Raw genomic sequence first — 15,396 nt, 5'->3', positions numbered from 1 at the left:
TCCGACAATCCAGACGCTTGCTGACAGGTCATGAGAATTGCGAATGTCTCAAACATCTAAACTCACCTGGCACGACACAATCAGGACGATACGATCTTCCAGCTGCACTCTTGTCCGCGCTTCATCGGAGGCTGCTCCTGTCGTGGCTGGACGTAATCGCGCGTTTCGAGATCTGCACGGCAGGCGCTCCCATCACCGTAGCCTCACCGGAACGGACGCAAGACGAAGGCTCCATCCCAGATACCCCACCCGCCGTCTTCACATAAGGTGGAACACAGGCGCGATTACACCAAACATAGCCTCGACACGCGCCATCATGGTTCGCTCTGAACGATCGCATGCATCATCAATAATGGCTTGAGTGCACCTGGCTTTTGCCTGATCTCTCTACCTCGCGATAGCTGGCCCGGGCCCCTTCGACCGGGCGTCGCAGGCATGCACCGACGCACAATCACCGGAAGCTCCAAATGATCACTTGCTGGGCCAGCTCAGCCGCCAGTTCTTCCCTTCTTCGTGGGGCTCCGCCACTACGGCAGGTCTCGTTTCTGTCGTGCCGGGCAGATGACCAGCACCGTCCAGTCAGGACCGCAAAAGCGGGAGAACGAGCTTGCGCGCACCGTACTTAAGCAGTTCCGGCCTGTTTCCCGGTTGACAGGCCATGTTGCGCTTCGCGCAGGAACAACAATACCGCAGACCCACCGAGTTGAAGGGATATCATGACTCAAAATCAACGCACTCAGTTGGCTTCGCGCCTCAAGATCTACCACTGCGCCATCGCTCTTGCCCTCGCAATGACAGCTGTAATCCCGGGGCCGGTCAACGCGCGCGATCAAACGCCGACCGCTGAAGAGAAAGAGGCTTGCACTCAGGACGTGTTCCGCCTTTGTAGCAACCACATACCAGATCGCACCGCTATCACTGCCTGCCTCAGATCCAAGCAAGCGAGCCTCAGTCAGCAATGTCGCTACGTGATCTCCGTGCGAGACACTGACAAGAGAAGCAGCGACTCGAGGTGAAGGATGTGGCGGCCTGTTTCGCTTGCCTCATGCCCAGACGTGGTCCCAGCCTGACCTGCAGGACGGTCACGCGAGGTCAGGTGACGAGCAAGGCCGCCCACATTGACGGACGCTCTGGTTCAATCGCGCTTGTCCGGATAGGCGAATGCACAAATTACCCTTCGATACAGTTCTGATCGCCAATAGGGGTGAGATAGCCGTACGTATCATCAAAACGTTGCACAAGCTTGGACTTCGTTCTGCAATTGCCTACCACGAGGTTGACGCGGGAAGCCCGGCCGTCTCAATGGCCGACTTGGCTATTCCGATCAGCGGCCGCACGCCGATCGCAAGCTATCTGGACATCGCGCAGATCATCGCTGCCGCCCACAAGGCGAACGCCGGCGCGCTACATCCGGGTTATGGAATGCTTTCTGAGAGTGCGGAATTCGCCAGGGCAGTGATAAAGGCCGGCATTGCGTTCATCGGACCCGCTCCAGAAACTATCGAGCTAATGGGCGACAAGATCCGCGCCCGTAATTTCGTTCAGGGCAACGGCTTTCCAGTCGCACCCTGCGCCATCGAGGAAGATGATCCGGCGACATTCGTTTCGAGAGCGCGGGCTATTGGAGTTCCTTTGCTCGTGAAGCCATCAGGGGGCGGTGGCGGCAAGGGAATGCGAATTGTACGAGACCTTGCTACGTTGGAGGCAGCCATCGAGCAGGCGAGCAGTGAAGCGCGTCGCTACTTTGGAGATGGCCGACTTTATGTTGAACGATATATCGAAAGCCCGCGACATATTGAAGTACAGGTGCTCGGTGACTCCTTCGGTAACCTGGTCCATCTCTTCGAGCGCGAATGTTCGGTACAGCGCCGTTTCCAGAAGATCATCGAGGAAACGCCCTCGCCAGCGCTATCACCAGAATTGCGGACCCGGATTTGCGAGACCGCCGTCGGCATCGCCCGTGCAGCGAACTATCAGAATGCAGGAACGGTCGAGTTCATTTTCAGCGGCGGAGAGTTCTACTTTCTGGAAATGAATACACGCCTGCAGGTCGAACATCCGGTGACCGAGATGATCACCGGCGTCGATCTGATCGCCGAACAAATCTATGCGGCAGCGGGCCGCGAACTTGCACTTTCGCAGTCCGACATTGTTTCAAATGGGCACGCAATCGAGCTCAGGCTTTGCGCGGAAGCTCCCGAACGCGGATACGTCCCGACCACCGGCAAAGTACTTCTTCTCGAGTATCCGGATGGCGTACGAATCGACAGCGGCATCATGCAAGGCCAGCACATCACGCCGGCGTTCGATCCCATGCTCGCCAAGATCATCGTGCATTCACCGAGCCGCATAGAGGCTGCTCTGAAAGCCCATCGCGCCGTTCGCGAACTGGTTCTGCTTGGGTGCGAGACGAACGCGAACTTGCTCGCCCGGATTCTTTGCGATGAGGCATTTCTTGGCGGTCAGTTCCATACGGGATACCTGGAAGAAAACCCAGATCTCGCAGCGCGCAACTTTGCTGCCGGAATGTCTGCGTTCCTGGCATCGGCGGCTCTCCTGACGAGACCGGTCCGCGAAGCGGCCGACGCCGTGCCCGAGCTTCACGCAGCACTCGGCAGTTGGAGAAATTGACGTGTATCACTCATTCGAGGTCGACGGCGTAGATCATGAATTGTGGCTTTCATCCAGCCAGCAGGGCTACCGGCTTCATCTGCGAGACCAGGTGATTGCCCCTGTTGCGTTCACCCATCGCAGCGACAGCAGCGGCATCTTGACCATTGCGGGCGAGAGCGAACCGGTCAGGTTCGCCATCGAGGGGGAGCTCATTCACCTCCACATCTGCGGCAGGACGCGCATTTTGCGCTACAATGACCCGTTGCGAGCGTCCGCTTCCGGGAATAACGAGACTCGCGTTCTGGTGGCCCGGGCGCCGATGCCTGGCTTTGTTGTTGCAATCACAGTTTCGTCTGGTCAATCGGTGTCGGCGGGAATGGCACTGATGACAATTGAGAGCATGAAGCTGGAAACGATCATACGCTCACCACAGGATGGCATCGTCGATCGAATTCACGTCAAGGAAGGTGAGAGCTTCGAGCACGACGTTGTGCTGGTCACGCTCTCCAAAGAAGGGCGCTGAAATGCAGCGGATCGGTTCCGTGGCGAATGTGAACTCGCAGGAATTTCGTCGCAACGACCTGCACAACAGACAACTTGCCGCCGAATTGAAGGAGCGCCAACGCGTTGCCCGCTTCCACCGGCCCGAGCGGGACTTCGAGCGGCTGCGTCGACAGAATAAACTGTTTGTTCGTGAGCGACTCGCGGCCTTGCTCGATCCGGAAACTCCGTTCCTGGAGCTTTCGACGCTGGCGGCTAACAAGGCATACGACGGCGAGGTGCCCGGCGCCGCCCAGGTCGTCGGCATCGGCATTGTGGCGGGACGAGAAGTTATTGTTCACGCCGACGATGCCAGCGTGAAGAGCGGCGCATGGTATCCGCTCTCGGTCAAGAAGATCGTGCGGGCCCTGGACATAGCGATCGAAAACCGTCTGCCGGTGGTTCACCTGTGCGACTGCGCCGGCGGGTTCCTGCCTCTACAGGCGGAATTCTTTGCTGATCGCTACCATGCCGGTCGAATTCTCCGCAATCAATCCGTTCTCTCGAAGATGGCAGTGCCGCAGGTCGCCATCGTCATGGGCCACTGCACCGCGGCAGGGGCCTACGTCCCGGCGCTTAGTGAATACAACATTATCGTCGAAGGTACTGGAGCGATTTTTCTGGGCGGCCCTCCGGTTGTGAAGGCTGCCACCGGCGAACAAGTGTCCGCCGAAGAACTTGGCGGCGCGCTCATGCACACCAGCGTGTCGGGCACCAGTGATTACTTCGCAAACTCCGAGATCCATGCAATTGCGATTGCCCGCGACGTCGTTGCTCGTTTCCACCAACCAGCGAAGACCTCGATCGATCGAGTAGCGCCCGAGCCGCCCGCCTATAGTGCGTCCGAACTCTACGGGATCATTCCAAAGGACACGCGAGCGCAGTTCGACATGCGAGAGATCATCGCTCGTCTGGTCGATGGCAGCCGATTTCAAGAATACCAGCCGCGCTATGCGACATCACTCGTGTGCGGCTTTGCGCGGCTTCATGGATATCAAATCGGAATCCTCGCCAATAATGGCGTGCTGTTCGGCGACAGCGCGCTAAAGGGGGCTCATTTCATTCAACTGTGCGACAAGAACCGGACGCCCCTGCTCTTCCTGCAGAACGTCACGGGGTTTATGGTCGGCCGCGAATATGAACAGCGTGGGATCACCAAGGACGGGGCCAAGCTGATCATGGCGGTGTCCGGAGCGTCCGTGCCGAAGTTTACGATCATTTGTAATTGCTCGCACGGCGCGGGAACTTACGCTATGTCGGGACGCGCGTTTGATCCTCGATTCGTGTTCAGCTGGCCGAATTCTCAGATATCCGCGATGGGCGCCGAACAGGCCGCCGGAGTTCTCACCCACGTCAAGGCGAGACAATTGGCTCGGGCCGGAGGGCGCCTCTCGGACCAGGAATTGGCAGCCATTCGAGCGCCGATTCTTGAAGAATATCGCGAGCGGTCAGGTGCCTATTATGCGACCTCGGAAATCTGGGACGACGGCATTCTTGATCCTGTCGATACCAGAACTGCCCTCGCAATCGCATTGAGCGCTTCGCTCAATGCGCCGATCGACGCGCCGCAGTACGGCGTATTCCGACTGTAAGGCAGGACCGAACACGGGCGGCTCACCGCCTGAGATGCGGGCGGATCAACGGGACGCGTCGATCGCTCTATGAGGGCTGCCCTGCGCAGCTTCATTTACAATCAGGTGGGGGCATTTTGTACAGCCAGCTGAGATCGGGCTCGATCTACCCAGCACCGATAGCCTCGAAGCAGGCAGAAGAAGCCGCTTCAACGCTCCACGATGCCGGCGCTGGAAAGCTAAAATGCTTTGAAGGATGCGGTGATCCGGCCGGAACACCGCGGTAAAGAGGCCGCTGCGGAAGCGGCAAGCGGGCGCGAGACAGTGCCATCGGTCTTGGCGTCAAGCAACTGCAGTGTTCTAATTGGCCGACGATCTCCTCTCGACGGCACCACCGAAATGGAGAGCTTGACCCTCACGTAGCGTCAGGTTGTAGCCTCACCAAGGGTGCGCACACTCAACCGACTGCAGCCTCGAGCATCAATGAGGCCATGGCGCGTTGCGGATGGGACGGGCAGCTGCATCAAGGCAACCGGTGCCAGGTCTCAACGATGCCTGGTTGAACGGAAGAGCCCTAGGTTTGGACAAGGAATGTGTAAAGTTCGATGGAAGCGCTTAAATCGATCATCGGCAAAGTTGCCACCGGCGCCACTCTGACGCGTGAGGAAACTGCGTCAGCCTTCGACAGCGTGATGTCGGGTTACGCGACTCCCTCGCAAATCGGCGCCTTGTTGATGGGGATGCGGGTCCGGGGCGAGACGGTCGAAGAAGTCACCGGCGCCGCCTCCGCGATGCGGAACAGAAGGCCGCGCGTCGAGGCGGCATGCGACCCCGTCGGTATCGCTGGCACGAGCGACACCCCTATGTATTCGGCCAACGTTTCGACGTGTGCTTCCTTCATCGTGGCCGGGGCCGGCATTCCTGTGGCCAAGCATGCCAACCGCACTGCGTCTTCGGGTTCAAGCGCCGCAGACGTGTTGGCGCGCCTCGGTGTGAAGGTCGATCTCAAGCCTGAGGCCATCGCACGTTGTGTGCAGGAAGCCGACATCGGCTTCATGTTTGCGTCAGCCCATTATCCGGCGATGCAGCGCATCGGGCAGATCCGCAGCGCACTTGGAACCCACACGATCTTTAATCTGATCGAGCCTCTGTCCAATCCGGCCAAGGTCAAGCGGCAGATCGTTGGGGTATTCTCTCCCGAATGGGTGCAGCCTCTGGCGTACGTCTTGAAGAACCTTGGTGCTGAGTCGGTATGGGTTGTTCATGGCTCGGACGGGCTCGACGAAATAACCCTCACCGGTCCAACCTTTGTCGCTGCGCTTGAGGCGGGTACAGTCCGCACCTTCGAAGTGGCGCCGGAAGAAGCCGGGCTCCCCCGCTGCCGCAACGACGCGCTGGAGAGCAGCGATGCCGAGGCTAATGCCGTTGCCCTGCAAAATGTGCTTGATGGCGAATCAGGTCGATTTCGCGACGCCGCGCTTTTGAACGCGGCGGCGGCATTGGTCGTGGCCGGACGGGCCTCGACCCTGCAGGAAGGCGTAGCACTTGGACAAGAATCACTTGATGGCGGCGGCGCAGCCGCTCGGCTGAAGCGGCTAATCGCGGTTTCGAACGCGTGACAGCCGAGCTGGCCGATGTTCCAGTATTCCGACCAAGACTGCTGCGCACGAGCGCGAAAATATTGCAGCCACGAATGCGCGTCCCTTCTGCGGGATTTGAGGGAGCGTGCGCCGCCTGCGCTCGCCCCGATCAAAGCAATTCGCGCTGAGCACGTGGCCCGAGAGCCATTTTTTACCGACGAGACCCTGTTGCAGTCGGGGTTGCCGAGGTGACGGGCGGCGACGAAGCACGCTGCGCGCCAAAGGAGACAATCGATGATGTCCTGGCAGAGGATTGAAACACTTGGATCTATTGCAGAGATAGAACACATCATTCGGAAGTTTCGGGAATTGATCGATACAGATAGTTCGATTCCGCCGGAGCTGCGGGGTGCGCTGCACGCGACGCTCGATGAGCATCTTCTCGAGGCAAAAAAGCGTGTTCTCCTAAGAGCGCATTAGGTGCGCCGATGCCGTCTACATGCGGAGAAACTCTGGCAGGCGCCGGTACCGCAATCGGCCGCACGGGCGCCCAGCGAGGTTGCAGCCCAGCTGCTCGGATCGCGACCACGGCTCCATGTGCACTGGCGCGTCGCCGGGCTGCTCAGCGCGGTTTCCTGATTCAGGAGGGTCCTGTCCAAACACGTGACGGCGGCAATTCTCAGTTCCGTCGCTGGTATCGCCGATCCGGCTTAACGAGGCGAGATATTGCACGTCCGTCCGGCCATGAATGTAGCTGATCCAGACGACATCTGAGCTTACTCGTCACGCAATTCCGACACCGGGTACCTCATTACGGGCCCAATAGGAGCCAAAGTCGTCTCTGGATACGGAGACATTAGAAATGGGGTACAACTCCAGAGGCGGATCATGAGCCACCAGTTCTCTCCTGCGATTCGGGAAATGCCGTCTATTCAACCGGCGGAGTTTCGTCAGGCCATGCGAAATCTGGCGAGCGGTGTCGCCATCGTGACGACCGGAACGGCAGCCGGACGACGTGGACTGACGGTGAGTTCTGTGACGTCCATCTGCATGGAGCCGCCGTGCCTGGTCGTTGGCATCAATGCCCGCTCCGAGGCACATGATGAGATCCTTGCCAGCGGCAGATTTGGAGTCAGTCTTCTCCGCAGTGACCAGGAGGACCTTGCCCTGCGTTTTGGCGGTCGGGAGGGGGCGAAAGGCGCTCACCGTTTCGATACCGCGCCCTGGAATCAGGGCGTGCTCGATGTGCCGCTATTGCCGAACGCATTTTGCGCGCTCGAATGCGTCTTGTATGACCACAAGGTGCTTGGCACACATACCATCTTTATCGGGCGAATTATCGCGACCCGAGAAGGCCGTGGAAATCCATTGATCAACTTCCGGGGCGCACTTCGAACGTTACTGCTTGACTGAGTGCGGCTTGCGCAGATGCCGTCGGGAGGGCAGAACGGTGGATGGCCTCAATGCCTAGTCGCTTCTAACGACAGTCATCAAACAAGTCGCCCGGCCTGCAACTGGTTTCACAGACTAGAGCTCGTATTGACGGGTCCCCTCAGCTCCGGCGATTTCCGCTTCGCCGCTCGTGCTATGCTGGGGCTGGCCGGCGACCCCCCGCTCTAAGTCGCGCGGGGGTCATCTGGTCAAGACAACGCGATTAGCGCGGATGTCGCAGGAAGGTCCTGATCAGAATAATTACAGCTCACCAGAACGGCCAAGCCAGAACGGCCTTCTTCTTGGGGCGCATAATCCCGTCGAAAACTACCAGCTTTGGTAGCTCCGTTAAAATCGACAGGCGCGTACATCGTTGCCGCACCAAGATCGGATCCGAGAGGCACACCTGGGTCACAACGGTTGGCGACTTTCTAGATGTTCGGCCTCGATTCTGATGTGAGTACACGGGGTGATGTCATGATCTTGCAGAAGCGATGACAATGGAATTCAAAGGCGTCAAACAACTATGTCCAGCAACGCGTTCCAAATCGCCCCGATTCTGGAGGGCATTCGCCGCTGGGTCGTGATCGAATCTCCGACGGAGCGGCCGGATCAAATCAACAAACTGGCTGATGTCGTCGCAGCAGGCTATCGCGACCTGCCGGCCAGCGTCGAGCGCGTTGCGGGGCGTGACGGCTGCGGCGATCATCTGGTCACCCGCTCTTCTTGGGGGCAGGGCGTACCGGGCATTCTGGTGTTGAGCCATCTCGACACCGTTCATCCGATGGGATCTATCGCACGGCTACCATTCAAGATCGACGGCGACAGTGCGTTCGGCCCCGGCATCTACGACATGAAGGGTGGCGCCTACCTCGCTTATCACGCATTCCGGCAAATCTGCGCCGACGACGTACGCCCACCGCTCGGCATCACCCAGCTCTACGTCTCGGACGAAGAGATCGGCAGCCCAACCTCGCGCGCGCTGATCGAGGCCGAGGGCCGCCAGGCCAAATACGTGCTGGTGACCGAGCCGGCGCGCGACGGCGGCAAGGTCGTCACCGGGCGCAAGGGCGTTGCGCGCTTCGACGTATTGATCAAGGGCGCGCCCGCGCATGCCGGCGCACGCCCCGAGGACGGCCGCAGCGCGATCCGGGAACTCGGCCATGTGATCCAGACGCTGGAGGCGATGAACGATCTCACACGCGGTATCACCGTCAATGTCGGCGTCGTCCGCGGCGGCACCAGGCCTAACGTGGTCGCGGAACTGGCCTATGCGCAAGTCGACATGCGCGTCCCGACCATGGCCCATGCCGACGAGCTGGTGCCGAAGATTCTCGGCATCAGCTCGCGCACCGAGGGCGTCAGCGTGAAGGTATCAGGCGAATTGAACCGTCCGCCATATGAGAAGACCAGCGCCGGTGCCGCGCTTTACGCACACGCCAAAAATCTTGCCGCCGAGCTTGGCTTCGAGCTGCTCGACGCGTTCAGCGGCGGCGGCTCCGATAGCAATTTCACCGCGCCGCATACCGCGACCCTTGACGGCCTTGGCGTCGACGGCAAGGGCGCGCATACGCATTATGAGCAACTCTACATCTCGTCGATTGAACCTCGCGCGCGGCTGCTGTACCGCCTCTATCAGACGCTGCGATAATCCCGGCACCAGGCGAACTCAGCAACCGCGACGTGCGTTGGATGACGGCCGCCGGCACATTCGCGGGATCGTTCCTCGAACGCCCAAAGAGCAACAGGCTGCGCCCCATCAGGCGACCTGATCGAAACTATCGGTCGGATGCCGCACTTGGCATTGCAGGGTCAGCGCCGGACAGAAGTGACTGAGCTATTCAATGACGGCAGGACGTCAGGCGCGCAATCCGCTCCAAGGGCAGTGAGCACGTGGTCGCGGAAAGGCGAGCGTTTCCGGGCTCATCGGCAGCGACCCTGATCTCAAGGGAAGACGAACTTTCCTGACGCAAATCGCAGCGCTGAACGCGTCCGACAGCAGACCGGCCGACGGCCCGTTTCCGGCAGCCTGAGAGCTTGGCCACGTTCACACCGCTGCCTAAAAGGGCTTGAATCGGACGTAACGTTAAGTTGTACGGTCTTGAAGTTGGATCTTGGTCTGCCGCCGGGATTGTGAAGGATTGCGAATGTCTCAGCTGGTCAGATCCACGCCCCGATGGTCGGTCATGATCCTCATCCCCGGTCGGGGGTCGGCCGGAAGGGCTATGCAGCGAGTCACGATTGCGGCGCGACGGCTCGCACGCAGCTTTGAATGGTTCGGCATTCCGGAACTGGTACTATGTGGCTGTCCTGGGCCGGGCCACCAGAGAGCCGACGAGGTCAGAATTGATCGACGCAGACCTCCATCCGAAGCCCCTGCGGGGGGGCGCTGCTTCCCGAATCTGAAACAACCCCCTCCTGCGACACCGCGCCAAAATCAGTTCGCCGAACCGGCTTTCCGCTCTGTTCAAACTGCTTTCCCGTGGCTGGCAAGGCATTTCCATCGCGCAAAGGTGCGACAGACGGCGGGCCTCAGAACGGCGCAGGTTTTCAAAGTGCCTGAGCTGCAATTGTCGCTCCGCGTGACCAGCGCGTCATCGGAAGATATTGCTTGGCATTATGGAGCAGCAAGTTGAAAGAGCCCGACGGCGTCAAGAAGGTCCTGTTAATCGACCATATTGAAGGCCAATGCCGTTGCATCATCGGCTTCAAAGATGGAGATGCCAGAGCGGCCTATATGTGCGGCGAGCCTGTATATCAACGACGCGGCAAGAAACTGTCTTCGTGGTGTGCCTATCACTACGGACAGATGCACACGACCGCCGCCCAGCAGAACAGAATGAGTGATGAATCGGCCGAGATCCCTCAAGCAATATCCATTGTTCGCAACCCATGACAACCATCAAGAACCGGGCTCAGCCAAGGCCGTGTGATCGTAGCGTGTACAAAGGTCAACCGAAGCATGTGATCGGGGCCTCGCCGAGCAATTCCGGGTTGCGGCTGAAGCGCATCGGGACAAACCTACTGTGCGGGCCTGAGGCACATGGATGACAAGTTGGATCTCTGCACACTGATCGAGCGAAACGCTGCGTACACTCCCAACAAAACCGCGATCCATTTCGAAGGGAGGACTCTCAGCTACGTCAGCCTCAATCGACGGATCGAGCGGATCGCTCGCGCCTTCAAGAGCCAGCTCGGCGTCCAAAGGGGAGACCGGATCGCGATCCTCAGCCTCAACAGGCCTGATTATCTGGCGCTGCTCTATGCCTGCGCGAGGCTCGGCGCAATCCTCATACCATTGAATTGGCGCCTTGCGGCCGCCGAGCACCTTTTTATTTTGTCAGACTCAGGGGCAAAAGCGCTCGTTCTTGAGCAGTCGTTCGACGCAGCTTTGCCTGTCCTGACGAAGCAAGTGCCCCATGCCTCTCTTGTCGGGTTGGACTTTACGCCTCTCGGCGGCAGCAAGTTGGACGATCTCCTGGACGGAGACTGTGGTAACGGACGCAATCCACGAGCGGACCCGTCTTGCCCGCTTCTGATCGTCTATACTTCGGGCACCACAGGGCGACCGAAAGGCGCCGTGCTGCGTCAGGAAGCGTTGCTGTGGAACGGCATCATGAGTCAGCACATGCACGACCTCACCTCGGCCGATCACGCGCTGGCTGTTTTGCCGTTTTTCCACGTCGGTGGCTTGAACATCCAGTCGACGCCGAGTTTGCATCACGGCGCGACGGTGACTATCCACACCCGCTTTACGCCGGAGACCATGCTTGATGCGTTCGAGCGTGACCGGCCGACGCTGGCAGCCCTGGTGCCAGCTATGATGCAAGCCCTGACCAGCAACGGTCGATGGGAAAGCACCGACCTATCCTCACTCAGAGCAATCTGTACCGGATCGACGATGGTGCCTCAGCACCTTGTCGAGCGCTTTGTCGCGCGCGGCGTGCCAGTCCTGCAGGTTTACGGTTCGACGGAGACCTGCCCGATCGCTGTGTATACGAAGCTCGGCGGAGATCTCGTGCCTGAGGGCTCAAGCGGCCAGGCAGGTCTCTGCTGCGAAGCGGCGATCATCGATGATTCGGGCAGCAAGTTGCCGCCCGGTACTCCAGGCGAGATCGCAATCCGTGGGCCCAACGTTTTTTGCGGATATTGGGGCAATCAACAGGCGACGCGTGAGGCTTTGAGCAATGGTTGGTATCGCACTGGGGACATTGGCCGCTGCGACGCAGATGGATATTTTTGGGTCCACGACCGCAAGAAAAACCTGATCATTTCGGGCGGAGAGAATGTCTATCCGGCAGAAGTAGAGCGTGTGCTTACGGGCCATCCGGATGTCGTGGAATGCGCCGTGGTCGGTCGACCCGATCCGCGCTGGGAAGAAGTACCGGTCGCTTATGTGATCAGGCGACCTGGGGCCCGGATCGAGGCGGAAGCGCTGATAGCGCATGTCCAGTCACAGCTCGCCCGTTTTAAGGTGCCGCGCGAAATCATTTTCACACAAGAACTACCGAAAACCGCGTTGGGCAAGATCCAGCATTTTTTGCTGAAGGAAATCGCTACGCGGTCAAGCCCGAAAGGAGCCATCAATTGAGATCGGCAGATTGGAGGCGGGCCGTGCTCTCCCGCTACATCGCAGGTGACGTCGAGACGGCGCCAAATCAACCTTCGCTCAGTGCCTCACCACGGCGCAACAAGTTCACCATTGTTGGCATGACGATCCTGCCTGATCGCGTCCAAATGCCCGGAGGTCGCGGATGCCGCGGATCTTGATCCTGAATGCCGGCACGGCTCAAATGTCGGGCGCTGATCTGACACCAGCTCAACTTTCGCTGGCCGCCGACTCGGCATACCGTTCAGCGTGGTTTGCTCAGGAGGGCGACCTGATAGTTTCCCCGGTAGTCATCCCGGCGGATCTGCTATCCTTCATTGGCGCGACGCTCGATTTCGACGTATCGAGCCTTTGTCTGCTTGTACCTGAAGGCGGCCGCCAATCGCCGGTCCTTGATGATTGCACACTGCTGTCCAAGACTGTTGTTGAGCGAATCAACAGACATATTCGCCAGAAATCAACCTGGCGATTGTATCCCTGCTACTCTACTGAAGGCGTCGCACGCTTGGCGGCCATGCTGGGCATACCGCAGACCGGCGACGACTTCGCTCTGCAGCGAGGGCCTGATCTGTTGAACCGCAAGAGCCACTTCCGTCAATTGGCGACAAGCGTCGAACTTCCGCTACCCAATGGATCTGTCACGACGGACTCAAACGAACTATTCAGAGCGGTCGCTTCCCTCAGATCCGAGACCGGCAGCGTCATTGTAAAGCTGGACAATGGAGCCGGTGGAGTCGGAAATGTCATCCTGACCGGCAATGAAAGCGATCCACTTCCTGGGGCAAGAGATACCCGGCAAATTTCATGGTCGTCGTTTGATCCTGACGCGCTTTGGTCTGAGATGACAACAGAATCGTGTAAGACGCTGGTCGTGGAATCGTACCACTTGGCCGGGTCTTTGTTCTATCTCGAGTATGAAATCGAGGATGATGGTTCAATTGTTTTCATGAACAGTGGAAACATACGTCTGCGTAAAAGCACGGATCGATCCGAAAGAGCTCTGATCTGGACAGGACTTGAGCTTCCAAGCGACCTCGGGAACGAGCAATGGTTGACTGCCCAGGCGCATGCCTACCGATTTGTGGCGCTTGCGCGAGACCTGGGATATCGCGGAATGATCAACATTGACGCCATTTTCGCGGATGACGGACGGTTGCTGTTTAATGAAGCGAACGGCCGCTGGGGTGGCGGCTCGGTATTACACAGCATTGCCGTCCGGTTGCTGGGCTTCGACTATTCCGGTTGCAACGTTATTTTATCCGCGAGGAATGTTCGATCACGATCCCTCCAAACAGCGCATGATCGTTTCGTCAAGGAAGGATTTCTGTTCGACCGCACACGCAAGGAGGGCGTGATTCCGCTTGCCGCCGACGAAGAGGCTGGCACGGTGGAGTGCCTTGTGATTGCGCGCGATAGGCCCGCGGCCCGCGATCTGCAGCACCGGCTACTGAGAATGGTTTTTTGAGATCCCAGTGACCATATCTTCAACCGGTCAATTCATCCGAACTTGACCCTGCTTTCGGTCGCGCGCCCAAACCGATAGCTGACGACGTGACGTGAATGTCTGCTTCGTCTTGCTCGAGCTCTGTCAGCCCCAATCGCGGCCATCCTTAAGTCGCTCCTGAAGTCGGCCACGATCGGTATCGTCGTGCGCCCGGCGATTGCTCGCAGCATATCCAGATGCTCTGCCATCGCGATCAGGCTCATGTCAGTTCGAACCGGAGGCCCACAGCCCATCGAAACCGGCTTCCTCCGCGAGGATCGCTATACCGGGCTATGCGCTGGCATAATGTGGACAAGATCGCTTTCGGCCATCCGGGCGCGCTGGCTTTGGCAGGGGACATGGGAAGTCTTTCAAGATAGGGCGGCAAGCGGTGATGATCCGATCGCAGGCGCGGGTGAGATCCTCAAGCGAGGAAGCATGGGAGATGCGAATGTACGGCGAGGCCAGGAAGCCGCCGGGGCCACTACAGGGACCCAAACGCATCGAGAAGATATGAACATGGCTGTCAGTCTCTGTCACCTTGCCGCCCGGCGTGCGTTTGCCGATCAAACCGGCGCAGGAGGAAAAAACGTAAAATGCGCCGCGTAAGGGGCGCGATGGTCTTTCCGCCTGGTTCAGCTTAGCGACTACGAGTTCGCGGCGTTGCGGAAACGCGCGCGAATTGCCTCAGATGAACCCCGGACGCCAGACAGCGCCTCGACAGCTGCATATTGCGCGATCGAGCGCCTGTGGGAAAAGATTCGACTCTGGACGAGATTGATGGCTTGACCAGAGTCAAGGGTCCTGTGTCATACAGAACGCACCAACCAGTCATTGCGTCGGCCTCCGAACCGCCGTTGCCCCGGTATCGAGACTTGCAAAGTTCGCGTTGAACACGACCTGCTTCGCGCCGCAAAGGACCGTGGTCTGATCGATACTGGAATCGAGCCCGTGATCGCGACTGAAGTCCGCGGACTGCCCCGCGCAGCTGCCTGCTCCCCGCGAGTGCATTTCGTCGGCCCGCCGCGAATTGCGCAGATGCCGGCCTCGCAGGCAGCAAGTGAAGTTTCGAAATCGGATTCGCCCTGACCGAGTGTGATCACGTCCGCGCCTTGTTCGGCGGCTCGCGCCGTCGTGGCCTCGGCTTCGGAGGGACGGACAAGGCCTTGAGCCGTTCTGCAATCTGAAGTTTGGCGCAGGATCGTTGACGGCTTCCACTCGTTGGCAAAGTGCGAACCGAACGGACATTCGTGTTTGTTAAATGAAATGATGGCAAGTTGCGATGCCTTGCGTCGCATCGCCGAAGACGACGGTGCGTTTCGCGGCCGCGCTTCATCAGCGGAGCAATATGCTAGGCGCTTTGTGCGTTTGGTGCCGCGCAGACGTGTGAATTCCCTTGTCCAAATCGAAACGATCAACAGGACTCGAAGCGCTCTCCGGCTCACGAGGAAGAAATTGCGCGGCGCTCCTTAAGAAAGCAGCGCCAAGGCTCGCTCGCTGCGGCCCGTCCGTTGTCAAGCGACCTCGGCGACGCTGCTTAGGGCCACACTGTTTAGCTCCGCAGTACCG

General features: G+C 59.1%; 10 protein-coding genes. All 10 read left to right on the top strand.

All coding sequences use genetic code 11. The annotated features are described in order from the left end of the window. Positions 1-1,161: 1,161 nt before the first annotated feature. On the top strand, positions 1,162-2,631 hold the full coding sequence (locus A3AS_RS0136385; RefSeq protein ID WP_018322378.1) for an acetyl/propionyl/methylcrotonyl-CoA carboxylase subunit alpha: 1,470 nt from the start codon (positions 1,162-1,164) through the stop codon (positions 2,629-2,631). A 1-nt stretch (position 2,632) separates the two neighbouring features. Further along, entirely contained in the window at positions 2,633-3,136 is a 504-nt protein-coding gene (locus A3AS_RS47935; protein ID WP_018322377.1) for a biotin/lipoyl-containing protein, read from the top strand. Position 3,137: 1 nt separating this feature from the next. Beyond that, complete coding sequence (locus A3AS_RS0136375; protein ID WP_018322376.1) at positions 3,138-4,745, top strand: acyl-CoA carboxylase subunit beta; 1,608 nt, start codon at positions 3,138-3,140, stop codon at positions 4,743-4,745. 584 nt (positions 4,746-5,329) lie between these two features. Further along, entirely contained in the window at positions 5,330-6,343 is a 1,014-nt protein-coding gene (trpD, locus tag A3AS_RS0136370; protein ID WP_018322375.1) for an anthranilate phosphoribosyltransferase, read from the top strand. Between the two features lie 255 nt (positions 6,344-6,598). Then, the gene (locus A3AS_RS46065) at positions 6,599-6,784 is read left to right on the top strand and encodes a hypothetical protein (RefSeq protein ID WP_018322374.1); all 186 of its coding nucleotides are present in this window, start codon (positions 6,599-6,601) and stop codon (positions 6,782-6,784) included. Between the two features lie 408 nt (positions 6,785-7,192). Next, the gene (locus tag A3AS_RS0136365; protein WP_018322373.1) at positions 7,193-7,717 is read left to right on the top strand and encodes a flavin reductase family protein; all 525 of its coding nucleotides are present in this window, start codon (positions 7,193-7,195) and stop codon (positions 7,715-7,717) included. A gap of 544 nt (positions 7,718-8,261) precedes the next feature. Continuing rightward, entirely contained in the window at positions 8,262-9,386 is a 1,125-nt protein-coding gene (locus A3AS_RS0136360) for a M20 family metallopeptidase (protein WP_018322372.1), read from the top strand. A 981-nt stretch (positions 9,387-10,367) separates the two neighbouring features. Continuing rightward, a complete protein-coding gene (locus tag A3AS_RS47930; protein WP_157644483.1) occupies positions 10,368-10,631 on the top strand; it encodes a hypothetical protein in 264 nt (87 codons plus the stop codon). Between the two features lie 159 nt (positions 10,632-10,790). Beyond that, a complete protein-coding gene (locus tag A3AS_RS0136355; RefSeq protein ID WP_026202733.1) occupies positions 10,791-12,326 on the top strand; it encodes a class I adenylate-forming enzyme family protein in 1,536 nt (511 codons plus the stop codon). A 163-nt stretch (positions 12,327-12,489) separates the two neighbouring features. Beyond that, complete coding sequence (locus tag A3AS_RS0136350) at positions 12,490-13,809, top strand: peptide ligase PGM1-related protein (protein WP_018322370.1); 1,320 nt, start codon at positions 12,490-12,492, stop codon at positions 13,807-13,809. Positions 13,810-15,396 lie beyond the last annotated feature (1,587 nt).

It is taken from the genome of Bradyrhizobium sp. WSM2793 (genome assembly GCF_000379585.1).
In the GTDB taxonomy this organism is placed as follows: domain Bacteria; phylum Pseudomonadota; class Alphaproteobacteria; order Rhizobiales; family Xanthobacteraceae; genus Bradyrhizobium.
This window is presented reverse-complemented; position numbering and strand designations above follow the sequence as displayed.

What these genes read in the sequence shown, in the direction of transcription:
- A3AS_RS0136365 (WP_018322373.1), top strand. Translation starts at nt 7,193, where the DNA reads ATGAGCCACCAGTTCTCTCCTGCGATTCGGGAAATGCCGTCTATTCAA.
- A3AS_RS0136375 (WP_018322376.1), top strand. Translation starts at nt 3,138, where the DNA reads ATGCAGCGGATCGGTTCCGTGGCGAATGTGAACTCGCAGGAATTTCGT.
- A3AS_RS46065 (WP_018322374.1), top strand. Translation starts at nt 6,599, where the DNA reads ATGATGTCCTGGCAGAGGATTGAAACACTTGGATCTATTGCAGAGATA.
- trpD (WP_018322375.1), top strand. Translation starts at nt 5,330, where the DNA reads ATGGAAGCGCTTAAATCGATCATCGGCAAAGTTGCCACCGGCGCCACT.
- A3AS_RS0136385 (WP_018322378.1), top strand. Translation starts at nt 1,162, where the DNA reads ATGCACAAATTACCCTTCGATACAGTTCTGATCGCCAATAGGGGTGAG.
- A3AS_RS0136350 (WP_018322370.1), top strand. Translation starts at nt 12,490, where the DNA reads ATGCCGCGGATCTTGATCCTGAATGCCGGCACGGCTCAAATGTCGGGC.
- A3AS_RS0136360 (WP_018322372.1), top strand. Translation starts at nt 8,262, where the DNA reads ATGTCCAGCAACGCGTTCCAAATCGCCCCGATTCTGGAGGGCATTCGC.